The sequence below is a fragment of the Rhizobium sp. R635 genome, assembly GCF_002211285.1.
Classification (GTDB): domain Bacteria; phylum Pseudomonadota; class Alphaproteobacteria; order Rhizobiales; family Rhizobiaceae; genus Rhizobium.
Window position 1 is genome coordinate 1 of the sequence record NZ_LOKX01000007.1, and the last position, 22974, is coordinate 22974.

Annotated in this window: 26 protein-coding genes; 7 read left to right on the plus strand and 19 right to left on the minus strand. The window is 61.2% G+C overall.

Features of this window, described 5'->3' with window-relative positions; translation table 11 throughout:
• Positions 1 to 194 precede the first annotated feature (194 nt).
• From tauA to ATY78_RS07555, 3 genes are read left to right on the plus strand one after another with little or no spacing between them, the layout of a single operon-like run.
• The gene (gene tauA / locus ATY78_RS07545; RefSeq protein ID WP_088681729.1) at positions 195 to 1208 is read left to right on the plus strand and encodes a taurine ABC transporter substrate-binding protein; all 1014 of its coding nucleotides are present in this window, start codon (positions 195 to 197) and stop codon (positions 1206 to 1208) included.
• A 55-nt stretch (positions 1209 to 1263) separates the two neighbouring features.
• Complete coding sequence (locus tag ATY78_RS07550; protein WP_088681730.1) at positions 1264 to 2052, plus strand: ABC transporter ATP-binding protein; 789 nt, start codon at positions 1264 to 1266, stop codon at positions 2050 to 2052.
• Entirely contained in the window at positions 2049 to 2903 is an 855-nt protein-coding gene (locus tag ATY78_RS07555; protein ID WP_088681731.1) for an ABC transporter permease subunit, read from the plus strand. The genes ATY78_RS07550 and ATY78_RS07555 overlap by 4 nt, the downstream gene beginning before the upstream one ends.
• Positions 2904 to 2939: 36 nt before the next feature.
• Here the strand turns inward: ATY78_RS07555 and ATY78_RS07560 are convergent, their stop codons facing one another.
• The 14 genes from ATY78_RS07560 to ATY78_RS07610 form a co-directional block, all read right to left on the minus strand.
• Positions 2940 to 3248, minus strand: coding sequence for a hypothetical protein (locus tag ATY78_RS07560; RefSeq protein WP_088681732.1), 309 nt, complete (start codon positions 3246 to 3248; stop codon positions 2940 to 2942).
• A gap of 11 nt (positions 3249 to 3259) precedes the next feature.
• Positions 3260 to 3841 (minus strand): alpha/beta hydrolase, encoded by a 582-nt coding sequence (locus ATY78_RS07565; protein WP_088681733.1) that lies wholly within the window; start codon positions 3839 to 3841, stop codon positions 3260 to 3262.
• Complete coding sequence (locus ATY78_RS28505) at positions 3838 to 3990, minus strand: hypothetical protein (RefSeq protein WP_190237413.1); 153 nt, start codon at positions 3988 to 3990, stop codon at positions 3838 to 3840. The genes ATY78_RS07565 and ATY78_RS28505 overlap by 4 nt, the downstream gene beginning before the upstream one ends.
• Before the next feature lie 12 nt (positions 3991 to 4002).
• Positions 4003 to 4179 carry a hypothetical protein gene (locus ATY78_RS28510; RefSeq protein ID WP_190237414.1) on the minus strand — a complete coding sequence of 59 codons (177 nt, stop codon included), beginning with the start codon at positions 4177 to 4179 and terminating at the stop codon, positions 4003 to 4005.
• Between the two features lie 34 nt (positions 4180 to 4213).
• Complete coding sequence (locus ATY78_RS28515) at positions 4214 to 4387, minus strand: hypothetical protein (RefSeq protein WP_190237415.1); 174 nt, start codon at positions 4385 to 4387, stop codon at positions 4214 to 4216.
• Positions 4388 to 4569: 182 nt separating this feature from the next.
• Positions 4570 to 5166 carry a DsbA family protein gene (locus ATY78_RS07570; RefSeq protein WP_088681734.1) on the minus strand — a complete coding sequence of 199 codons (597 nt, stop codon included), beginning with the start codon at positions 5164 to 5166 and terminating at the stop codon, positions 4570 to 4572.
• Between the two features lie 53 nt (positions 5167 to 5219).
• Complete coding sequence (locus ATY78_RS07575; RefSeq protein ID WP_088681853.1) at positions 5220 to 6254, minus strand: LLM class flavin-dependent oxidoreductase; 1035 nt, start codon at positions 6252 to 6254, stop codon at positions 5220 to 5222.
• Positions 6255 to 6271: 17 nt separating this feature from the next.
• Complete coding sequence (locus ATY78_RS07580; protein WP_088681854.1) at positions 6272 to 7210, minus strand: ABC transporter substrate-binding protein; 939 nt, start codon at positions 7208 to 7210, stop codon at positions 6272 to 6274.
• A 71-nt stretch (positions 7211 to 7281) separates the two neighbouring features.
• Positions 7282 to 8226, minus strand: a complete 945-nt coding sequence (locus ATY78_RS07585) for an ABC transporter substrate-binding protein (RefSeq protein WP_088681735.1) — start codon at positions 8224 to 8226, stop codon at positions 7282 to 7284.
• A gap of 91 nt (positions 8227 to 8317) precedes the next feature.
• Positions 8318 to 10093, minus strand: a complete 1776-nt coding sequence (locus tag ATY78_RS28965) for an amino acid ABC transporter permease/ATP-binding protein (RefSeq protein ID WP_088681736.1) — start codon at positions 10091 to 10093, stop codon at positions 8318 to 8320.
• A gap of 35 nt (positions 10094 to 10128) precedes the next feature.
• Positions 10129 to 10683 (minus strand): GNAT family N-acetyltransferase, encoded by a 555-nt coding sequence (locus ATY78_RS07595; RefSeq protein WP_088681737.1) that lies wholly within the window; start codon positions 10681 to 10683, stop codon positions 10129 to 10131.
• Positions 10680 to 11879: a M20 aminoacylase family protein gene (locus ATY78_RS07600; RefSeq protein ID WP_088681738.1), complete on the minus strand. Its 1200-nt coding sequence runs from the start codon at positions 11877 to 11879 to the stop codon at positions 10680 to 10682. The genes ATY78_RS07595 and ATY78_RS07600 overlap by 4 nt, the downstream gene beginning before the upstream one ends.
• A gap of 17 nt (positions 11880 to 11896) precedes the next feature.
• On the minus strand, positions 11897 to 13246 hold the full coding sequence (locus tag ATY78_RS07605) for an LLM class flavin-dependent oxidoreductase (protein ID WP_088681739.1): 1350 nt from the start codon (positions 13244 to 13246) through the stop codon (positions 11897 to 11899).
• A 23-nt stretch (positions 13247 to 13269) separates the two neighbouring features.
• Positions 13270 to 14262: an LLM class flavin-dependent oxidoreductase gene (locus tag ATY78_RS07610; RefSeq protein ID WP_088681740.1), complete on the minus strand. Its 993-nt coding sequence runs from the start codon at positions 14260 to 14262 to the stop codon at positions 13270 to 13272.
• Positions 14263 to 14470: 208 nt separating this feature from the next.
• Here ATY78_RS07610 and ATY78_RS07615 point away from each other — a divergent pair, with 208 nt between their 5' ends.
• On the plus strand, positions 14471 to 14752 hold the full coding sequence (locus tag ATY78_RS07615; RefSeq protein ID WP_085780800.1) for a type II toxin-antitoxin system Phd/YefM family antitoxin: 282 nt from the start codon (positions 14471 to 14473) through the stop codon (positions 14750 to 14752).
• Positions 14752 to 15075, plus strand: coding sequence for a type II toxin-antitoxin system RelE/ParE family toxin (locus tag ATY78_RS07620; RefSeq protein WP_088681741.1), 324 nt, complete (start codon positions 14752 to 14754; stop codon positions 15073 to 15075). The genes ATY78_RS07615 and ATY78_RS07620 overlap by 1 nt, the downstream gene beginning before the upstream one ends.
• A 47-nt stretch (positions 15076 to 15122) precedes the next feature.
• Here ATY78_RS07620 and repC read toward each other — a convergent pair whose 3' ends face one another.
• The 5 genes from repC to ATY78_RS07640 all read right to left on the minus strand — a co-directional run bounded on the left by repC (position 15123) and on the right by ATY78_RS07640 (position 20796).
• Positions 15123 to 16427 (minus strand): plasmid replication protein RepC, encoded by a 1305-nt coding sequence (gene repC, locus ATY78_RS07625; RefSeq protein ID WP_088681742.1) that lies wholly within the window; start codon positions 16425 to 16427, stop codon positions 15123 to 15125.
• 199 nt (positions 16428 to 16626) lie between these two features.
• Complete coding sequence (repB, locus tag ATY78_RS07630; protein WP_088681743.1) at positions 16627 to 17616, minus strand: plasmid partitioning protein RepB; 990 nt, start codon at positions 17614 to 17616, stop codon at positions 16627 to 16629.
• Positions 17613 to 18830, minus strand: a complete 1218-nt coding sequence (gene repA, locus ATY78_RS07635) for a plasmid partitioning protein RepA (RefSeq protein WP_088681744.1) — start codon at positions 18828 to 18830, stop codon at positions 17613 to 17615. The genes repB and repA overlap by 4 nt, the downstream gene beginning before the upstream one ends.
• 268 nt (positions 18831 to 19098) lie before the next feature.
• Positions 19099 to 19275, minus strand: a complete 177-nt coding sequence (locus ATY78_RS28520) for a hypothetical protein (protein WP_210191793.1) — start codon at positions 19273 to 19275, stop codon at positions 19099 to 19101.
• Positions 19276 to 19710: 435 nt separating this feature from the next.
• A complete protein-coding gene (locus ATY78_RS07640; protein ID WP_088681745.1) occupies positions 19711 to 20796 on the minus strand; it encodes an ROK family protein in 1086 nt (361 codons plus the stop codon).
• A 126-nt stretch (positions 20797 to 20922) separates the two neighbouring features.
• On the opposite strand from ATY78_RS07640, the gene otsB reads away from it, so the two are divergent.
• Together otsB and ATY78_RS07650 are read left to right on the plus strand one after the other, a co-directional pair.
• Entirely contained in the window at positions 20923 to 21702 is a 780-nt protein-coding gene (gene otsB, locus ATY78_RS07645; RefSeq protein ID WP_190237416.1) for a trehalose-phosphatase, read from the plus strand.
• Positions 21703 to 21905: 203 nt separating this feature from the next.
• The gene (locus ATY78_RS07650; RefSeq protein ID WP_088681747.1) at positions 21906 to 22790 is read left to right on the plus strand and encodes an AraC family transcriptional regulator; all 885 of its coding nucleotides are present in this window, start codon (positions 21906 to 21908) and stop codon (positions 22788 to 22790) included.
• Positions 22791 to 22974 lie beyond the last annotated feature (184 nt).

Consider the following 22974-nt stretch of genomic DNA (forward strand, 5'->3'; position numbering starts at 1 on the left):
TCGACCATTGCGACTCGTTCAACTCGTATCGCTTCACCGCCATCAAGGCCTCCGTGCGTCACACGGGTACTCTATGAATCAGTGATCAACTGATTTGGGAATCCTGAATGTCGATTGGTCCTAGCCCAATCTGAACGATTACCCTTTTGAGGGTGATATCAAGGGCCGGGTGGCCCTGAACGAAGGGGCTCAAGATGAATTTCAGAAATTTGGTTGCCGCGATCGCTATCGGCGTCGGCACTCTTGCAACGGCTGTCGTCGCTGAAGCGGCGGACAAGAAGGTCGTCGTCGGCTATCAAACCGACGCCTTGCCGTCTTCGGTTGCGATCGCCAACGGCGAATTCGCCAAGACGACGGGATACGACATCGACTTCCGCAAGTTCAATTCGGGCGCCGAGATCTTTGCGGCCATCGCCTCGGGCGATGTTCAGGTCGGCTATGTCGGCTCCAGCCCGTTTGCGGCTGCGGTGTCTCGCGGGCTCGAGGTCAAGGCCTTCTACCTCGCCTCCATCTCGGGCATCGACGAGGCTCTCGTCGTGCGCAACGGTTCGGGCATCGAAAGCCTGAACGATTTGAAGGGCAAGAAGCTTGCCGCCGCACCCGTATCCACGGACCACTATCAGCTCCTGGCGCTGATCAAATCGCTCGGCCTGACCGAAAAGGACGTGCAGGTCTTCGCAATCCCGCAGCCGGAAATCGTCGCGAGCTATAACCGCGGTGACATCGACGGCGGCTTCGTCTGGGATCCGGCGCTGACCGAACTGAAGAAGAACGGCAAGGTCCTCGTGACGTCCAAGGACGTGGCGGACAAGGGTGCGCCGACCTTCTCGGCCTGGGTCGCGACCTCGAAATTCGCCGCCGACAATCCGGAGTTCCTGAAGGGCTTCGCCTCGGTCGTCACCAAATACTACGCATCCTTCGCGGCGGACAAATCCGCCTGGGGTCCCGACAGCGACAACGCCAAGTCGCTCGCCAAGCTTCTCGGCGGAACGCCGGATCAGCAGGCCTCGGCCTTGAAGAACCTGACGCTGCTCACACCCGAAGTCCAGGCATCGGACGCCTGGCTCGGCGGCGGCGAAAAGGCCGGCGCCGGCAAGATCCTCAAGGACACCGCAACCTTCCTGAAGGAACAGGGCAAGGTGTCCGGCGTGCTGGACAATTACGGAAGCTTCGTCACCGCGGACGCGCTGACCGGCGTCAGCAACTGATCCCTCCTGACACCGGCGCGGCAATCGCGCCGGCGTCTAACTTGCGAGCGCCAACATGCTTAAAGTTGACCACGCCAGCGTCTTCTTCGCAGCCCGCGACGGGCGGACCGTTCACGCGCTCGATCGCGTGTCCTTCGATATTCCCGAACGCGGCTTCGTCGTCGCACTCGGAGCTTCGGGCTGCGGCAAATCAACCCTTCTCAACGCGATTGCCGGTTTTCTTCCGCTTTCGGACGGCCGGATATTGCTCGATGGCCGCAGCGTCGAACGACCGGGCGCCGATCGCGGCGTGGTCTTCCAGAAGGACTCGCTGCTACCTTGGAAGTCCGTCCTCGACAATGTCGCGCTCGGCCTGAAATTCGCCGGCATAGGCCGGAAGGAGCGGCAGGCGCAGGCCCTGGAACTGCTCCGGCTCGTCGGCCTGGACGAATTCGCCAGCGCCTTTCCCTATGAGCTGTCGGGCGGCATGCGCCAGCGCGTCGGCATCGCGCGGGCTCTGGCGACCAATCCCGATATCCTGCTGATGGACGAGCCGTTCGGCGCGCTCGACAGCCTGACCCGCGAGCAGATGCAGGAACTGCTGATTTCCGTCTGGAACAAGACGGCTAAGAAGGTCTTCTTCATCACGCATTCGATCGAAGAGGCCTTGTTCCTGGGCACGCAAGTGCTCGTCATGTCGCCCAGGCCGGGGCGTGTCGTTGCGCGCTTCGATCTCGATTTCATCAATCGTTTCGCCGAAACCGGCGATGCCCGGTCGATCAAGGCCTCGTCGCAATTTGCCGAATTGCGCGAGGAAATTCGCGCCATCCTCCACAGCAGCGAAGATTTCAGGAGCGCCGCATGAGCGATATAACCCAAGCCTCCCCGGTCGCGGCACATAGCGAGGACCGCCAGGTCAAGCTCGTGAAAATGGCCGGCTTCGGCGCCGGCGAGAAATCAACGGTCGCCATCAGCATCGTCACTGCCCTCGCCATATTGCTGCTCTGGTGGTTCGTAGCCGCGCTCGGCGTCGTACCGCACCTGTTTCTGCCTCGACCGGACGAGGTGCTGACGCAGATCGGCGTCATCTATCGCGACGGCTACGCCGGGGCATCGCTTTCCGAGCATGTCTCCGCGAGTCTGTTCCGCATCGTGGTCGCCGCCCTCATCGCCATCTCCACCGCCATTCCGCTCGGATTGCTCATGGGCCTGAACCGCTGGGCGAAAGGCGTGCTCGACGCGCCGATCGAATTCTACTGGCCCCTTCCACCCCTCTCCTACCTGCCACTGATGATCATCTGGCTCGGCATCGGCGAGACGTCGAAAATCACCCTGCTAGTGCTGGCGATGTTCGCGCCGATCTGCCTTTCGGCCCAGGCCGGCGTTCGCTCGCTTCCGATCGAGCGCGTCAATGCCGCCCGTTCGCTGGGCGCAAGCCGGCTGCAGCTCTTTCTCGACATCGTCCTGCCGTCGGCCCTGCCCGAGATCCTCACCGGCATCCGCATTGCACTCGGCGTCGGCTGGAGCACGCTGGTCGCCGCCGAACTGATCGCCTCCACGCGCGGGATCGGCTTCATGATCATGTCTGCTTCGCAGTTCCTGGCGACCGACGTCGTCTTCGTCGGCATCGCCATCATCGCGATCTGCGCCTTCACCTTTTCGGCCGCCGTTCGCTTTCTGGAGACTTTCCTCGTGCCGTGGAAAGGCAAGCTCTGACAAACAGTTGGCAGGCATCGTCGCTCGCCAATGCGGTCAATGCACCGTAAATCTCGCCGCATCGGCCTTGCGCCGTTCCAAGCTACGGATCAGCATCGCGGCCTCCCTGACGATTGCCGAAAACGTCGCATCGTCGGCATCGGCGATCCGTCCCGTCATATCGCGAATGATCGTCGTCAAATGGATGATCGAATGGCGGTTCTGCGCGTCCTCCGGTCCGAATTGGCTGTCGGCCATGGCAAGCAGAGAGTCCACCAAACGATTCATGGTTTGCCTGCGCCTGCTTCTCGGATCGGCGTTCGGATCTTCGCTCAGGCGCAGGAGGTCGGCGATAATATCGGACATTGCACTTCCACTCAGATTGCAAAAGCCGTCGGCATGGAAACGATGCGCTTGCGCGCGCCCGAACGCATCTTCAGGGCCTCCAGGAGCCGATAGCCGTTGCGCCAGCGTCCGAAACCGCTTGCGATATTGATGTGGCCGGCAAGACCGATATTCCTGGTCTCGGCGTTCCACAGCCGGCCGAACAGGGTGAGGCGGTCGACCGCCATATAGGCGTCGTTCATGCTGCCGACGACGATGCTCGGAAAAGGCAGGGGCGCCGCCGGCATATCGCCGAAGGTGATTTGTCCGGGATGCAGAATTTCCGTAGCCGGCAGGTCGCACGGAGCAACGAGCAAGGCCCCTTTGACGCGGCGCGCGGCACTCCGGCCGGCGAGCCGGGCAGCCAGCAGGCATCCGAGACTATGGGCAACCAGATAGGCCTCACCCGCCTCTTCGAGGGCACTTTCCAGCCGCGGCAGCCACCGGTCGACATGTGGATACTCCCAGTCATCCTGGGTGACGCAACGGCTGTCCGGCTGATCCTGCAGCCAGTGCTGTTGCCAGTGCCCTTCTCCCGAGCCGAAGAGCCCGGGCAGGATAAGGACCTCGCTCATCGGATCAGCCCGATCACCAGCGCGAACAGGAAGGCGAAGGAGCCTGTGATCGTGCAAATTCCGGCCGCATGGCGGAACTGCGACCTGAGACTGTCCGTTGCTCTTCTCGCACGATGCCGGCCGAGGCCGGTTTCAACGACGATTGCCATCACGCCACCTCCTCAATACCAAAGTCCGGGCATCGCGCCCCAATAATGAAGTTCATAATCGCGGGCGGACCAGTCCCGCTCATCGTCTCGGATGAGCGGACCGTTTACGGACCCTCGCGCAGCCACTGTCTCCACCTTGAAAAAGCGGTCGACCGCGAGTTTCAGCCAGACGTAGAAATCAAGCTTCATGCGAACCTCCTTGTCAGGGACCAGAATTTTCGAACTAGGAAATCAGCGAATGACGCCGCGCATTGGCCAGAAGATCGCGAAGCGATGCCGTCGGCCCGTAGAGCATTAGCAGACGGTTCTCCTCGCGTTTGGCGAGACGGTATCGGCGGGCAAATTCAAAGACGCTCCACAATTGGTCGGCCGATACCGGCCTATCCGCATCGTCCATCCTTGCCTCCTGAGATTGAGCTATGGCTTATTCGACCGCGGCGAGTTTGAAACCTGGGATGGTTTTTCTGCGCTGTGGTTGCCTCAACTATTGTCTACAAAATTGATAGATTAAAGGAATGCGTGTCTCTCCTTGTTTGCCTCGTTGAAAAAAACGTTCGCCGCCATTTGCCCGATCCAGTCCTAAGGCCTGTCGCCGCGAAGATGACGTTCGAGGAAAGGCAGATTGTCCTGCCCCCAGTAGAGCTCGCCGTCATAGACATAGCTCGGAAAGCCGAAGACGCCGCTGTCGCGGGCATGCACGCGGTCCGCCGACCACTTGCTCTGAACATCCTCGTCGGCCTGCCGCCTGAGAAGTGCTGCGCCATCGAAACCTGCCGCGTTAACGATCGCCTCGCGCACATCGGGCCTGCCGATATCCCTCGCCTCGCTCCAGAAGGCGTGCTGTAGGGCTCGCGCGACGCCGATCCAGTCCTGCCCGTCGAGATAGGCCGCAATCACGAAGAGAGAGGCCGGCGTGGGATCGCTGAGCTCCGGGCGATGTTCGAGCCGCAGCTCCTTGCCGCGCACGCGCGCCCAGCGTTTCAGATCCCGCGTCCAGTAGGCGCGGCGGATTTCCGGGCGGTTGCGTGAGAAGATGCCGCCGTTTTCTTCGACCACCGTCGTCAGAAAAGGCGTGATGGCAACGTCATTCCTCGCCGCCAGTTCGGTAAAGGCGTCAAAGCCGATGTAGGACCAGGGCGAGCCGATCGAAAAGAAGTATTCTACCGTTTTGGTCACTGATGAATGTTCCTCGTAAAGCGATTGTTCTGGCGTCGGTGATGGTGATCAAATCAGGACGCGGCGCGAATTCCGGATTGCGCTTTCCATCCGAGCTCGGGCGCGATTTTTGTCACGAAGTCGTGGAGAATCTGGCGATACTCCTCGTGCTCGAACTCGTAAGGGAGTTCCAGCCTGAGCTCGCTGACCTCGGGCAGGATCGGATCGGAAAAAAGCCGCTCCAATATCTCCTCCGACGTGCCGACGATATCCCGGGCGAACAAGGTGCGCCGCTCGCCCTGCGGCGAAAGCGTCCGCTCGTGGCGGCCGTCGGCATAATCGCGGTAGCGGCGGCGCGTTGCCGCATCGGCGCTGTCGAAAGGCACGATGACGCGGCCGAGCGCGACGCGGCGCTCAGTTCCGGAGGCGCGATAGGTTTCGATGAGCCGGGACTGAGCGACGAAGAAATCATCCGTCCCCTCCCCCGTTATCACATTGCCGGTCAACAGGTTGAAACCGTTGCGGCCGGCCCATTCGGCCGAGCGCTGCGACCCGCCGCCATACCAGATGCGGTCGATCAGCCCCTTGGCAAAAGGCTGCAGGCGCGGCCGCTGCGAGCCGAAGGGCGTCTTGATGAAGGTCTGCTCGTCACCGAGATAGCTGCCGCGCAGATTGCCGGCGAAGCGCAAAACGCGATCGTGGGAAAAATCGTAGCTCGTCCAGTCCCCGTCGAAGGCGAGCGGGCCAATCAGCTCGGCGTGCAGCGGCCGGCCGGCGCTGACGCCGATATTCAGCCGTCCGCGCGACAGGACATCGACCGTGGCGAGGTCTTCGGCCAGCCGATAAGGACTTTCATAGCCGATCGGAATGACCGCCGTTCCGAGTTCGATCCGGCTGGTGCGCTGTGTGGCCGCCGCTAGGAAGGCGCTCGCCGAAGAAATCCCCGGCTCGAGGTGCCGCTGGCGGACCCAGGCGCTTTCGAAGCCCAACTCCTCGCCATATTGCAGCTGCTGAAGCGTCTGCTCCAATCCCGACAGGGGATCATCGTCGGGATAATTGCCGGGGGTGAGGAAGCCGATATGGCTGATGGATATATTGCGGCCGCTCATGTCATGCCTTCCGGTCATCAATATTTCGGCAGGCCGGGCGGATTGGTCTCGGATGCCGGCAAGGCCTCTTCGGAAAGATGCCAGTGGTCGAGGATCTTGGCGTATGTGCCGTCCTTGATCAGGCCGTTGGTGGCGATGGTCAGCGCGTTCGCCAGCCCGCTTCCCTTGCGGGTGGTGATGGCGACATCCGAACGATCCGGCCAGCCGGCGCTCAACGTGCCGACCCGTTTGATGTTCTTGTCGCGCGCGGCGATGAAGACGAGCTGGGCGTGCGGCTGGACGATGACGTCGGCCCGGCCGGAACGCAGCGCGAGCAGGCTCGCCGCCTCGTCGTCGTAATATTGCAGTTCGATCGGCTTCAGGCCGGCGGCGACGTCCTCTTCGCTCCACTTCACCAGGATGCGCTCCTGGTTGGTCCCGGCGCCGACGATAATCCTGAGGCCGGCTGCATCCTTCGGCTCCTTGATCGAGCCAATGGGGCTGTCGGATTTCACGAAGATACCGTGCAGGCCCTGGCGATAGGTGGAGAAATCGAACTTCTCCTTGCGCTGCTCGGTCACGCCGACATTGGAGATGACGGCGTCATATTTGCCGGAGGTGAGGCCGAGCGGCCAGTCGATCCAGGCGACGGGGACGATCTCCAGCGTCAGGCCGAGGCTATCGGCGATGGCATAGGCATAGTCGGGATCCGCCCCGACGACGGTCTTGGCGTCGGTGGCATAGGTCGCAAGCGGAGGACCGCCGGGGCTCACGGCGATGGTGAACTTGCCTGGCGTGACGAACGTGAAGTCTTTCGGGATCGCAGCGATGGCCGCATCGTTCCTCGCGGCGTGAAGCCTGCCCGGCTGCTGCGGGCTGAGGTCGAAATCATCTGCGGCATGGGCGGCGCCAAGGCCGGTCAAGGCTGCCGTCAGCGCTGCGAGGAAGAAGGTGCGGATCGCGGGAAAGGTCATCACGGTCGATATGTCTCCGTTTGCATCGAAAAGCAGAGGCGGACCGGCTCGCATACCGGTCCGCCAAGTGAACGTTACGAACCGCTCTTCGGCAGGCCGGGCGGGTTGGTCTGCGCCTTGTCGATCGCCTCGGGACCGAGATTCCACGTATCGAGGATCTTCTTGTAGGCGCCGCTGGCGATCAGATCGTTGACGACATCGGTCACGGGTGACGCAAGGCCGCTGCCCTTGCGCGTGGTGACCGCAATCTCGGCCGTGATCGGCCAGCCGCCGCTGACGGTGCCGACGAGCTTGGTCTTGCCGTTGATCCCCGCTGAATAGGCCTGCGTCGCGTTGACGCTGAAGACGGCGTCGGCCCTGCCGGACTGGACGGCAAGATCCTTGACCGCGTCATCATCGTAATATTGCACCTCGATCGGCTTCAGGCCGGCCGCGACGTTCTGCCTATCCCATTCCAGAAGGATCTTCTCCTGGTTGGTGCCGGCATCGGTGATGACCTTCAGGCCGGCAATATCCTTCGGCTGCTTGATCGAGGTGATCGGGTTGTCGACCCTGACGTAGAAGCCGAGCTCGTCCTTGCGGTAGGTGGAGAAATCGAATTTCTCCTTGCGCTCTTCCGTAACCGTCACGTTCGAGATCACCGCGTCGAACTTGCCGGAGGTGAGCCCGAGCGGCCAATCCGCCCATGCGACGGAAACCAGATTGAGCTTCAGGCCGAGACTGTCGGCGATCGCCTGCGCCAGATCGACGTCGTAGCCGATGACGGTCTTGGAATCAGAGGCATAGTCGTGCAGCGGAAGATTGCCGCTCGAACTGATGCCAACAGTGAAGACGCCGTTTTCGACGAACTTGAAGTCCTTGATTTCGGCGATGCGCTTCTCGTTCTTTTCCACCCGCAGCCGGTTCGGCTGTTCGGGGCTGAGATCGAACTTCTGCTGCGCCTGAGCGGAACCGAAACCAATCGCCGCAATGGTAACGGCCCCCGCTATCAGAAGCCTTGCTCTATTTGTAAATGTCATGCCCCTTCTCCATTTCATTCTAGGGTTGTGGTTATCGTCATTCGACCGGGGCAGCCCGTCGCGGCCCGGTATTTCGCCAGCACTTTCGGCGCTAGAGAACCTTGGCGAGGAATTCGCGTGTTCGAGGATGTTCCGCTTGCGTAAAGACCCGGGCCGGCGGGCCGGCCTCCAGGATACGACCGCTTTCCATGAAGACGACGGTATCGGCGACCTCGCGGGCGAAACCGATTTCATGGGTGACGATGACGAGCGTCGTGCCGGTGCGGGCGAGTTCCTTGATGACATCGAGCACTTCGCCGACGAGTTCGGGATCGAGCGCGGAGGTCGGCTCGTCGAAGAGCAGCACCTTGGGGCGGAGCGCCAACGCCCGGGCGATCGCGACGCGCTGCTGCTGGCCGCCGGAAAGCTGGCGCGGATAGGCATTGATCTTGTCGCTGAGTCCGATACGGGCGAGGAGTTCCTGCGCCAATTGCACGGCTTCCTCGCGGCCGATGCCGCGAACCTGGATCGGCGCCTCGATGAGGTTTTCGAGCACGGTCAGATGCGGGAAGAGATTGAAGCTCTGGAAGACCATGCCGATATCGGCGCGGCGCTTGAGGATATCCTTCTCCTTGAGCTCATAAAGCGTATCGCCCTTCCTGCTGTAGCCGACGAAATCGCCGTCGACGGAGATGAAGCCGTCGTCGACACGCTCCAGATGGTTGATCGCGCGCAGCAGCGTCGATTTTCCCGAACCGGAGGGACCGAGGACGGTGGTCACGCTGCCGGCCGGCAGGTTGAGTTCGACATTGTCGAGCACTTTCAGCGAACCGAAGCTTTTCGAGATAGCATGGATGCGCACCGCACCGCCTGTCCGCAGGGCCGTCGCATCATGGAAACCGGGATTGCGCGCGCTATCGGTCGTGTTCTCGAGAGCAGGCAGCGGACGGCGGAAGCGCTCCAGGAATGCCTGGAAGGGCAGCGGTGTCGGATTGCGCACGGCGCCTTTGGAGAAGTAGCGCTCGATATAGTACTGGGCGGCCGACAGCACGGTCATGATGATCAGATACCAGACGGTTGCGACCATCAGCAGCGGAATGACTTCGAGATTGCGGCGGTAGATCACCTGGACCGTGTAAAAGAGCTCCGGCAGCGCCAGCACATAGACGACGGACGTGCTCTTGGCCAATCCGATGAGCTCGTTGAAACCGGTCGGCAGAATGGAGCGCATGGCCTGCGGCAGCACGATGCGGAAGGCCTGGCGGCGGCGCGGCAGGCCGAGCGCGGCTGCGGCCTCCAGTTGCCCATGATCCACCGACAGAATGCCGCCGCGGACGATCTCGGCGAAAAAGGCCGACTGGTTGAGCGTCAGGCCGAGATAGGCGGCGGCAAAGGGCGTCAGCAGTTGCACGGTGGGATAGCTGAACAAGACCGTATCGGTGAAGGGAACCCCGATCTTGATCGTTTCGTAGAGGTAGCCGAGATTGTTCAAGATCAAGAGCAGCACGATCATGGGGATCGAGCGCAGCAGCCAGATATAGCCCCAGGAAAGGCCTGATAGCAGCGGCGACCTGGAAACACGGGCAAGCGCCAGAGCCGTTCCGAGGATGGAACCGGAAACGGCGGCGAGCGCGGTCAGGAGCAATGTCCTGCCCAGGCCGACGAGCACCGGTTCGGCAAAGAACCATTCGGCAAAGACGCCCCAACCCCAACGCGGATTGGTGAAGGTGGAATAGAGCACGGCGACGATGACGACAGCGGCGAATATCGTGCCCGCCAGCCGCTCGGGATGGCGCGCCGGCACGATGCGGTAACGGGAAGTGTCCTGCCTGGGTTCTGCCGTCCTGCTGGCGGGCTCGAGGCCCGCAAAATCCGTCGTCAGTGCCATCGTCTTTCCCTTTTATGATTGTCGGTCTTGCCGTTTCAGAGATTTGCGCCGGCCACCTTCAGGCGCGGTTCGCTTTCGAAAGCCGGCGCAGTGAGATGGGTGATGTCCTTCTCGAAGGGCAGGCTCTTGTAGATCTCGGGATCGGCAGCCGTGTCGAAGAGCGCGGTGTAGCCATAATTCAGATAAAGGCCGACGGCCTCCGGCTGGCGGAAACCGGTCGTCAGATAGATCCTGCCATAACCCTGGCGGGCCGCCTGAGCCTCCAACTCCACCAGCACCTTGCGGGCGAGGCCCTGGCGGCGCAGATCGGAGCGCGTCCAGATGCGTTTGAACTCGGCCGTGCGATCGTCGTAGTGCTTGAAGGCGCCGCCGCCGATGGTTTCACCATTCCGGATCAGCAGCAGAAAATTGCCATGAGGCGGCGCGAAGGCTTCGGGGGGATAGCGGTTGAGCTCGGCCGCGGCACCCTCGGCGCTGAAATAATTGCCGTAGCGGCTGTCATATTCGTAGATCAGCTCGTCGATCAGCGGCTTGGCGCGGGGATCGAGAGGGGTCGTATAGAGAAACGTATCGCTCATATCGTTCATCACCCGTTGTCTTCAGTGAGGAAGGTTTCCGCGAGCCGCACCCAGTAGCGGGCGGCCGGCGCGATGATCGCGTCGTTGAAATCGTAGTGAGCGCTGTGGAGAGGAGCGCTGTCGCCATTGCCGACGAAGAGATAGCTGCCGGGATTTGCCTGCAGCATGAAGGCGAAATCCTCGCTCGCGGTTCTCGGCCGGAAATCCTTCTCGATCGCGGCAAGGCCGAGCGCGTCATAGGCGACGTCGCGGGCAAAGGCCGTTTCCCTGGCGTGATTGATGAGCGCGGGAAAACCGAGCCGGTAGTTCACGTCCGCCTCGGCGCCGAAGCTTTCGGCCTGGGCGCGGGCAAGCGCCGGAATGCGCTCCTGCAGCAGTTGACGCACGGTCTCGCTGAAGGCCCGCATGGTGAGCTTCATCTCCACGCTTTCCGGGATTACGTTCGAGGCGGAACCGGCATGGATCGAGCCGACAGTGGCGACCGCCATGTCCTGCGGATCGACATTGCGCGAGACGACGCTCTGGAGCGCGGTGATGAAGGAGGCCGACGCCAGCACCGGGTCGACAGCGCGATGCGGCTCGGCCCCATGGCCGCCTCTGCCGACGATCCGGATGACCGCCTGGTCGACCGACGCCATGGCGGGGCCGGTGACGAAGCCGAACTGACCTGCCGCGACACCGGGCCAGTTGTGCAAGCCGAAGACCGCATCGACGGGAAACCGCTCGAACAGCCCTTCGGAAATCATCTTGCGGGCGCCGGCGCCGATCTCTTCGGCCGGCTGGAAAATCAGCCTGAGCGTGCCGCTGAAATTGCCGCTCTCTGCGAGATAGCGGGCGGCGGCAAGCAGGATTGAGGTATGCCCATCATGGCCACAGGCATGCATGACGCCAGGGTTGCTGCTGGCATAGGCAAGGTCGGTCGCCTCCTCGATCGGCAGCGCATCCATATCAGCACGGATGCCGATCCGCTTCTTGCCTTCGCCACGCCTGAGGGTGGCGACGATGCCGGTGCCGGCAATGCCCGTCGCCACCTCGTAGCCCCAAGAGGAAAGGCGGGATGCCACGAGCTTGCTGGTTCTCAACTCCTGGAAAGCGAGCTCGGGATATTGGTGCAGATCGCGGCGCAGTGTGATGATTTCATCGAGATAACGGGCGATGCCCTTCTCGACCGGATCGTTGCTGCGCGGGTTCTGAGCGATGACGTCCATGGCGGTTCGCCGGCGCCTCAGGCGCCGACAGCCTTTCCGCGTTCGAGCGCATCCACAGCGGCCGCATAGCGGCTTTCGCGGAAGGGCAAGCCCAGATGGTCGCGCAGCGTCTCGCCCTTCAGGATAGGATCGAAATAGCCTCGCTCGGTGAGGATCGGCAGGACGTATCGGGCGAAATCGTCGAAGCCCTCGGCGATGACGGGGAAGCCGAGGATGAAGCCGTCGGCGGCGCCGTGATCCACCCAGCGGATGATCTCGCCTGCAATATGCTCGGCGGTGCCGATGAAAGCGGTGCGCGGCGTTGCTGAATCGAGCGCGACCTGGCGAAGCGTCAGCCCTTTTTCCCGTGCTGTCCTTTTGATGCGATCGGTGGTGGCGCGGAAATTGTTCCTGCCGATGTCGCCGAGTTCGGGGAACGGCTCGTCGAGCGGATAGACGCTGAAATCATGATGATCGAAGAAACGGCCGAGATAGAGGAGCGCCTCCTCGATCGTGACGAGGTTGCGGATCGCCTGGTACTTGACTTCCGCCTCCTCGGGCGTCGCGCCGACGATCGGCCCGATGCCCGGATAGATACCGACTTCCGCGGCACTGCGGCCATGTGCAATCACGCTGTCCTTGAGCTGCCGGTAGAAGGCCTGCGCTTCTTCGAACGGCCCGCCATTGGTGAAGACGGCATCGGCATGCTTGCCGGCGAGCCTGATGCCGGAATCCGAAGCGCCGGCCTGGAAGACGACGGGCTGGCCCTGCTTCGACCGGCCGATGTTGAGCGGCCCCTCGACGCGGAAGAAGCGGCCCTTATGGTTGAGGCGATGCATCTTCGTCTTGTCGACAAAGACGCCAGTCTCGCGATTGCGCACGAAAGCATCGTCGTCCCAGGAATCCCAGAGACCCTTGATCGCGTCGATATAATCCTCGGCGATCTCGTAACGCAGCTCGTGCTCGGGATGCTCGCGGCTGTAATTGCGCCCCGAGCCTTCGAGCGGCGAAGTCACCGCATTCCACCCTGCCCTGCCGCCGCTGATGAGATCGATCGAGGCGAACTGGCGGGCGATGGTGAAGGGATCGCTGTAGGAGGTCGAGACCGTGCCGACGAGGCCGATCTTCGAGGTGGAGGCCGCCAGCGCCGAGAGAATGGCGATCGGCTCGAACCGGTTGAGAAAATGCGGGATCGACTGCTCGTTGATATAAAGTCCGTCGGCGACGAAGGCGAAGGCGATGCCGGCCGCTTCCGCCTTGTGCGCCGTCTTGACGAAGAAGTCGAAATTGACGCTGGCATCGGCCGGTCCACTTGGGTGTTTCCAGGCATTCATATGGCCGCCTGGGCCCTGCAGCATGATGCCGAACGTGACGTGTTTCTGAGCCATGGGATCGATCCTCCTTGGAAGGGTCAGGCGACGAGGGAAAGCCGCTCGGCTGCGAGCAGTTCGATGGAGGCAAGGCGGTCGGCAGTTGAAAGCGCCGGGGTGTCGAGCACGAATTCCTTGACGCCGTAGCGGCGATGAAGTTCGTCCAGTTCCTTGCGGATCTGCTTTGCCGTGCCGTGGAGCACGCTCGGCACCTTCTCCTCGATGCGGTAATCGGTGACGCCCGCCTGGCGGGCAAATTCGGCCGCCTGCTCCTCGCTGCCGACATTGACGGTCTGGCCGTTCGGCAGGAACACCTTGACGATACGCAGATTGCCGACCCGCTCGCGGGCATAGTCCTCGCTTTCGGCGGCAAAGGCTGCGAGCGCCAGGATCGGGCGCCTGCCGCCGGATGCCTCCTCATAGGCCCCGAAAGTCTTGGTGAGATTGTCAGGATCGCCGTTCAGGTGACCGGCAAAGACAAGCTCCCAGCCCTTCTCGGCGGCGAGCTTGGCGCTTTCGACGCTGGCGCCGAGCAGGAACCGTTCCGGAGCCGTCGGCGGGAAAGGCGTCGCCTGCGCGCCGGCGTAATTGGGGTCGGCAGCGAGATACGTGTTGAGATCGGAAAGCTGGCTCGCAAAATCCGGCTTCCTGGACGGATCGACGGCAAGCTGCAGAGCCCGCGTCGACAGCGGAAAACCGCCCGGCGCCTTGCCGACGCCGAGATCGACGCGGCCGGGCGCAAGCGATGCCAGTAGATTGAACGTTTCGGCAACCTTGTAGGCGCTGTAGTGCTGCAGCATGACCCCGCCGGAACCGATACGGATCTTCGAGGTCCTGGCGAGAAGATAGGCGATCAGCGCCTCCGGTGCGGAGCTCGCCAGGTTGGACATGTTATGGTGCTCGGCGACCCAGAAACGGTGATAACCGAGTTCCTCCGCCCGGGTGGCGATCTTTACCGTCGCCCTCAGCGCATCGGCGGCGGAAAGACCCTGTTCGATCGGGCTTTTGTCGAGAAGGCTGAGGAGGTAGGTCATGACGTCCCGATCCGCTCAATGGTTGCAAAGATTAATCTATAAAATCAGTAGACAAACTTCGTTATAAGAAATGACATTCTCTTTCGCAGCCGCTGAGGGGAAAAAACAGGCGCGTCTGAACGCCTCGGGCGCATGTTCGGATGACTGGCCTGAACCCTTCCAATCGACCATTTTATGATCTATATTCTGGTCGAAACGGAGTAGTCGCATGAAGCTGTCAGAACAGGTCAAGCCGATCAGCTATCTCAAGGCGCATGCGCCTGAAATCATCCGGACGCTGAAGGACAATCCGCAGCCTGTCGTCATTACCCTCCACGGCGAAGCGAAAGCGATCCTTCAGGATGTCGGCCAGTATGAAGAAACGCAGGAGACCTTGGCGCTCCTGAAGGTGCTGGCGCTCACCAATCGGCAAGTCGAGGAAGGCAAGACGCGCCCCGCTGCGGAATCCTTCGCGCGCATTCGCAAGCGTCTGGCCGACAGCCAGTCCTGATGCCTTATCGTGTTCTTTTCGCCAAGGACGCGGAGCGCGATGTCGAAGATCTTTATCGTTTCGTCGCCGGCCGCGACGGCACCGAGACGGCGGAACGCATCCTGACGGAAATCGAGAGCGCCTGCGCCGATCTCGAAGAATTCCCCGCCCGCGGAAATATCCCAAAGGAACTGGCCAGCATCGGCATCTCCGAATACCGGGAACTGCACCATAAACCCTGGCGCATGATCTACCGCATCATCGGCACCGACGTCGTCGTCTATTGCGTGGTGGATGGGCGCCGCGACATGCAGTCTTTCCTTGAGCGAAGACTTATCCGCTGAAATTCCGTACATCGTCCCTCCCCTGACCATCGACAGCCGCCAAAGATCTATCCAGCCTTTCGGCCGGCCGGCGCATTTGCCCGCAGGAGCGCCATCAGCATCGGGCCGATCGCGAACTCTCCCTTTTCGCTTCGCCGCGTCAGGTCGCGAAGATAACCGCCGGCTGAATTGATGTGGCCCCCGCGTTCCAGGATGCATGCCATCACGGTCGCGGCGTTTTCAGCTCCCATCACATTTGCCGCCTCCTCATAGGCTGACGGGCTGACGCCCAGCATCGATCGAACCATGACGGCGGCGCTCATCAGGTCGCGCCAGTTGCGGATCACACCATCCGGCCCATAAGCCACGATTTCCGGGCAGGCCTGCAGGACCAGGCCAAGTGGGAAGGATTTCAGGCCGCCGGCATCATCGCGGCCGCCCGGCCGTCGACTTTGCTGCTCCTCCTGTCCGATCGGAAGGGCCGTCTCATCCCTCCCCTTTTCCAACGTTACGGCCCCTCGCCCATTATCTTGCTCCGGCATCGCGCCCTGCTTCGGTTCGAAGCTTGGTTCAAGATCAGAAGTGGATTCGGGGTTTGAATTCTGTATGTGACGCTCGATATAATCGGCATTGCCGCGCTGTTTTGTTGATTTAATCCGCGTTTCTAACCGGTTAAGGATATCTGCCCGAAACGCTGTCAATTCATCCAGCAGCTGTTCGAGTTGTGCTGTCGTGGGCGATCTCGGCAGGCCTTCGATCAGATCCCGAAATTCCTGATATAACCCCTGCCAATCCCCCTCAACGTCTTCCTCGACAGCCGCTTCGATCAGCTTTGCGATATCACGGCGGCAAAGAGTGATGCGTTCGCGCAGGCGCTGGACGTGCAAGCGCTCGGCCATCACCTCGGCTGCGAGCTGCTCGATCTCCTCGGCGCGGGCAAGCAGCGGCGCCAGTGAGAAGCCGAAGGCTTCGTCAATCTCCCCTGCCCTGTCCCTGCGGACATAGCGCTTGCCGTTGGGGCTATCCTTGCGCAGCAGAAGCCCCGCTTCGACGAGCGCGGCGAGATGGCGCCGGACGGTCTGTTCGGCCATGCCATGCGTCCTCAGCGAAAGCTGGACATTCGATGGGAAGACGATCAGGCCATTTTGCTCGGCCAGCTCGTTCTTCGGATAAAAACTCAACAGCGCATTGAGTACGGCAAGCGCCCGATCCCCGATGCCGAGCAACGGCTTTGCTTCGCACAGCGCACGAAACAGTTTCCATTTGTCGACCGTCTGAGCAGGCTTGATCTCACCTGCCATGACCTGGTTTGCCAGCATGCCAAGCGTCATCGACCGCCGCCCGAAGGGCGTCGTTATACTTCCGGTTTCCATCTCTTCCACCTCAACGAGGCAAAAGAAATCCGCTCGCCAAAACGGCGCCAAAAACTCTTGACAGCGATTCTCGGAAGTGCGATTCTCGGAGGTGTTCAAGACTACGAGGAAAGCTTCCGTGACGGTGACGTTCGGGGGCTTTTTTCTTTTGCGCGTTATCTCCTATCCGAATTGTCAGCTGACAACCGGTCTAACTGCCTCATTTTCCCTCATTTTCCTCTTCGAACTCAGCGGCGAGGCCAACCAACCGCCGAGCCAGGAATTCCGAAAACGCTGCCGATTTGACGGCAATGCGAAAGGTCTTGCCGGAGCGGGACACTGAGGCAAGCGGCGTGCCCCCTTGGGTCCGAAGCGTCTGTTCGGCCCGCTGCGGCGCCCCCTTCTCTTCCAGCGTCTTCCAGACGGCATCGAAACGCCCGTTGGTCTCCAACGCCTGGAAACCGCCGGCACGGATCGCGGCCTGCGCCTTCTTTTGTCCGCCTGCCTCCCGGAATTTTTCAGCAAAGGCCAGCCAGCGCGGACGCCCGACCTTGGGGGCCGGCCCGATGGCGAGAATGATCTCCGGATCGATCGTCTGCGCCACCTGCAGCAGCCTCGACGTTTCCGGCTTATCCGTGGCCAGCGCCTGGGCAATCATGTCCCGGCTGAAGCCGTGCTCATCCATGCGCCGTGCAAACAGCGCCCGTTCGATGAAGCTCAAATCGACGCGGGGACCGTTTTCCTGGCCTTGTGCCAGGATCAACTCTTCATCTGTGAGCTTGCGCACGACGGCCTTGATGGGAGCCCCGATCTCGGCGGCGGCGCGCAGACGCCTGTGACCATAAGCAGCCTGGTAGTGTCCGGCTTTAACAGGATCCGGCCGCACCAGGATCGGGACCTGCTGTCCGCTTTCCTGGATTGACTGCTTCAACCGTTCGAATTCGGCATCCCTATCGACCGGGATGCGGTCGCGGATAAAGGACATTTCGACAGCGGCCGGATCGATCTCCAGCACCTTGTCGCCGGAAGCAAGCGATTCCCGCAACGCCTTGGCGGCAGCCGCCTCCTCACCCAGCCGTCCAAGCGACAGGTTCATCGCCTTGACCGCTCCCGATGGCCGATGCGGCGGCGGCGCGCTTGGCGCCTCCGGCCGTGCAGGCTCCACGGCGCCAACCATGCTCTTCAGGATATCGCGACCTTTTGGGCTCATGTCCTGCTCCATGCGCTGCGAATGAGTTGCTCGACCTCGGCATTGACGCTGTCGACGGATTCGACGCCGCGGTCGTAGGTCTGGCGATGCATCGTCTCGCGCCCCGCCTCATAGATCGTCTGCTTGGATAGCCCCGCATCCGAGACCGCAGTCGACTTGACCATCATCGAGGTCAACACGCGCTCGCCGAACAGGCTGCGCAGGAAGGCGACGATCTGCGCCTGGGGACCGTCATTGGCCTCATAGCGGGTGATCAGGTAGCGCATCCAGTCATAATCGAGATTGCCGCCCGCCTGCTTGACGACGGCCAAGAGGTCGGAGGTCATCGTCAGGAACTGGTTCATCGACGCCACGTCGAGCATCTGCGGATGAACGGTAATGAGCACGGCGGTGGCGGCGCAGAGAGCAGACAGCGTCAGGAAGCCGAGGGTAGGGGGGCAATCGATGATGACGACGTCGTAGCTCTGTTCCAGCGAATGCAGCGCATTGCCGACCCGCATGAAGAACATGTCCTTGTCGTCGCGGTTGGTGTCGGCGAGCGCCTTCGGAGTATCGTGCTCGAACTCGTGCAGTTCGAGATTGCCGGGGATGAGATCGAGGCCCGGGAAATAGGTCTGGCGGACGATATCGGCAACGTCACGGCGCGTCTCGTCATATTTGATGGCGCCGTAGAGCGTCTCGTTTTCACCGACGTCGAACTCGGGCTGATATCCGAGCATCGCCGACATCGACGCCTGCGGATCGAGATCGACGGCAAGCACGCGATAGCCACGCAGCGCCAGGAACTGCGCCAGGTGGATTGAGGTCGTTGTCTTGCCGGAGCCGCCCTTGAAATTGGTGACGGCGATCACCTGGAGATGATCACCCGGCCGGCGCATCGGCAGATAGGAAGGTTTGGTGCGCCCGAGATGCTGGCGCATCGCATGGATTTCCTCGAGCGAGAATACCCGGCGCCCCGATGCCGTCTTCTCGGGATTGATGGTTTCCACCTGGGCGGCGAGGTGGCGAACGTAGCTGTCGGTGACACCAAGCAGCTTGGCCGCCTCGATGCTGCTGAACCGGCGCAGCGATTTGCGGGCGTCAGGCGAAAACAGCCGCTCGAACAGCACCTGCAACTGGCTGCTGAGCATCGTCGAGTCCTGCGCAATCGTCTCGTCGATCGAGACCTGACTCGCTCTCTTGGCTTTCTCAACAATCGCGGCCTTCGTCGGCATTCACGCAAATCCTGATAAATCGGGTAATTTTGCGCAAATGATCGTGAGTCTGGCGATTCCGTCAAGCGATTTCTTGGTTAGCAAACATGTAACACAACGGATTCAACGGAAAAATCGTCTGTAATTCCGAAATCTTAGCTCGGTTGTCAGCTGACAACGACGGCTATACCAGCATCTTCCATGTCGAGCTCATGTATCGCAGCACGCTTTCGATATTCCCGACTCACCCGGTCGCCGACGATAAAGACAGCATCCGGCGAGCCCGTTCTCATTTATAAGCAGACGGCCGGTAAAGGCTCTCGGCCTCCAATCCACGGACGGGCTCGCCGCCGGAGGACTTGTCGTTCGCTTCATGGGTTTCAGAATCGCGGCGTGACGGGGCAAGGCCGAGCATTTGTTCGAGACGGCCGGCATTGAGCGGAGCGTTTATTCCCTTGAAGTTCATCTTCCATCTTTCGTCTGCATATGAGCTTGTGTGGAACATAGAGATAAGCGCAATTTGAACCTGCGGAGAACTGCCTGCCGGCGTTATCACCATCTTTTCCGACTCCGATCACAAAGAGGAGGGGAGGGCGCTTCGATGCCCGAGCATCGGGCGCCATCGTTATCCGTCCACGAAGATTGCCGAACCTCGGCGCTATGCGAATCAAATGCCCGTGGCTATGATCACCACGAGTCATCGAAGCAGATTACTCTTCCAAACCACGCACCATTACATGTCGAGATCGCTCCGCCCTAGCGGAACGCAATAGCGGCTTCGCTTCCGTCTGCCGAATTCCTCTTTATTTACCCAATATTTACCATAAGTCTGCGCGCGCCCGATCACATTCATTGGCGGCAGATTGCAAGCATCCAGGCGTGATACCGCGCGGGCATCGGGCTATCGCGCTTTCATTCCCTCGCGATTGGTGAAGTGGGCATTGCCCAGACCCGTGCCGATGGTCAGCACCGCCCATCTCGACACGTCCGTCATATAGGGGATCTGAGACAACCCCTGCACGACGGCGTCGTTGTGCATCATCACGAAGGTGCTGTGGTCGCCGATTTCGGGAATGGCCTTCATCAGCGCGAGGGGAAGGTTGAAACTATCGCTTTCCCAATTCCCGCCCGGCAGGTTCTGTCCGCCGCGTTCGATCGACCCATCGGCGTTGATCATACCGGGACAGGCGATCCCGATGATGGGAGCGGGTTTCAGATTGGCTTTTTCGGCCTTGTCGATCAACTCCTGCAACATCGCCGCCAGCTTCTCTATCGTGGCACTGCGGCTTGGCTCGTCATCGGCATGGCGCCAGATTGCCGATTCCCAGACGCTCGCATCGGCAAAATGCGGCGTTTTTTCCTTCCCGAATTTAACGACGCCGGCGCGGACGTTCGTGCCGCCGATATCGACCGCGAGGATTGCCTCGTAGCCTTTGAACATCCAGGGCGGCATCAGGTGAACGGAACCGATCAGCCCGGCCTCGTCGGGATGATGAGCGATCGGCACGACGTCGATGTTGATGCCGGCGGCCTTCAGAAGAACCATGGTCCTGGCGATTGCCAACTCTCCGAAACGGCTTTGCCGGAAGCCGCCGCCAACCACGATACGTTCCGTCTTCGACCAGCGCTCGTCTTTCAGGAACTTTCCGATCACCACGGCAAAGTCCTGCGAGAAGTCCTCGACCGCGCCCATGACCAGCGCGGCGGCTTCCATATCGTCTCCCTTCAGCAGGGCCTCGATCTTCTTCTTGGAAAGCTTAGCCGTCGCGACCTTGCCGATCGGATCGTCTCCAACCTTGCGGACGCGCTTTCTCCAATCGTCGAGCTTCTGCTGGAAGGTTTTCTTGTTGGCGTTGTCACCAACGAAACCGTTCTTGTCACGCAGTTCATTGTTGTAGTCATCGATGGTCACCAGCGGCAAAACCGTCGCGCCATGCGCCAGCGGAGCATTGACCTCTTCATGGTGCTTGGAACTGCCTTTGGCCATCAATCTACCTTTTACTGCGCGAGTGCGTGAACGGGCGGGCCAGATAAAACGCGGACTTGCCTCTGGATGTTCCGGGGGACGAACCGGTCATCTTGTCCTCGCCGGACAGCGACCTAGCTTCAATGATTGCAGAGTTTGGAGAATGCCGTGCAGGAAGACGCCGCCACCCACGAAATGCTCTCCCTGGTTCTGGAAGAGCCGGAACGTTGGGCAATGTTTCTCGATATCGACGGGACGCTGCTCAATCTTGCGCCTACACCGGATGCGATCGAGGTTCCGGAGGCTCTTCCCGCGCAACTTCATCGCCTGTCGAACAAACTCGGCGGCGCCTTGGCCCTGGTCACCGGACGGTCGCTCGCCTTCGCGGACACTCTGTTCAAACCCTTCGCTTTTCCGACGGCAGGTCTTCACGGCGCGGAGATCAGAAGTGCCGCCGGAATGCACACGATCGAGGCGACGCCGGAGTTTCAGGCGTTGAAACATGCGCTGACGGCGGAGGCCGAGCACTATCCCGGTGTCTTGATAGAAGACAAAGGCGCGGCCGTTGCGGCCCATTACCGGCTTGCGCCCGAATATGAAAAGGTCCTCGAAGAGCGCATGCATCACTATGCGGAGGCCGCCGGGCCGAACTGGGCGCTGCAGCTCGGCAAGATGGTGTTCGAACTGCGCCCGGCACGGTCGAGCAAGGGCGATGCGCTCGAACGGTTCCTCCAATCCGAACCCTTCAAGAATCGCTGCCCGATCACCCTCGGCGACGACCTCACCGACGAGTCTATGTTTGCGATCGCCAACGCCCGCGGCGGTGTCTCCGTGCGTGTCGGCACGATCGGCGCCCCGAGTTGCGCCACCAACCGGCTGTCGTCCGCTGCGCTGGTCAGGAACGTCATCGCTGCCTTGGCCGCTTGAGGCGAGGGCGGCTGGGCGAGGCACGGCGGGAATTGCTCTCGCCTTTAGACCGGCCGCGCAGCGTCAATTGTCAAAAAAGTATCGGTTTTGACCGGGAATCGTGGTGGCGGGCATGAAATGAGCCCACTACACTCCCATCAACAATAAAAGCCAAAACGGGAATTTTGGCGGGCGGACTTAAGACCGCCTCGGAGGAGGAAACGATGGAACCTGACTTGGAAGTCGTTCAGATCAGGCCGGGCGAATCTTTCGCAACGAAAGCGCATGGTTATCCCTATCATACGGTTCGCTGGCACTTTCACCCGGAATACGAACTCCATCTCGTCGTGGCGACAACCGGCCGTTATTTCGTCGGCGATTTCATCGGCGAATTCGAACCAGGCAATCTGGTGCTGGCAGGCCCCAATCTTCCACATAACTGGATCAGCGACGTTCCGAAGGGATCGAGCATTCCGCTTCGCTGCCAGCTCATTCAGTTCAGCGAGAATTTCATCAGCGACACGATGAAGGTGCTGGCCGAGCTCGGCCCTTTCGAGCCGGTTCTCGAAGCCTCCCGCCGCGGCGTGCTGTTCGGCGCCGAGACCAGCCGGCAGGTTGCGCCCCTAATGAACGAGGTGCAGCAGGCGCAGGGCGTGCGGCGCATCGAACTCTTCATGATGATGATCGGCCTGCTCAGCCGGGCGCAGGACGCCCAGCTTCTGGCGAGCCCCAGCTATCTGCCCGACCCGTCCGGTTACATGTCGGCCGGCATCAACAAGGCGCTCGCCTATATCAGGGAAAACCTGACCAAATCCTTCGACGAAGCCGATCTCGCTGCGATCGCCGGACAGTCCACAGGCGCCTTCTCACGCGCCTTCCGCCGCCATACCGGCATGTCGCTGGTGCAATATGTGAAACGGCTGCGCATCAACCTCGCCTGCCAGATCCTGATGAGCGACGACCATGCATCGATCACCGATATCTGCTTCGAAGTCGGCTTCAACAATCTGTCCAACTTCAACCGTCAGTTTCTCGCGGAAAAAGGCATGACGCCGTCCCGCTTCCGGCGATTGTTGGGTGACAATATCAACGTGGCGAAGGCCGCCTGAGCCAGCCGAAGACGGCGAATAGGGAGGACGAGGAGGAGGAACCAAAACCGACACTGATTTGAACGCGAGCGCGCAATGGGCGGTTCGCGACAGGAGACGCTTGTCCTGAGACAAACTGCAAACCGCCGGGACAAGCGCGGCTGTTCGTTCAGCCGAACGGCCACAGCAGAACACTGCAACGACG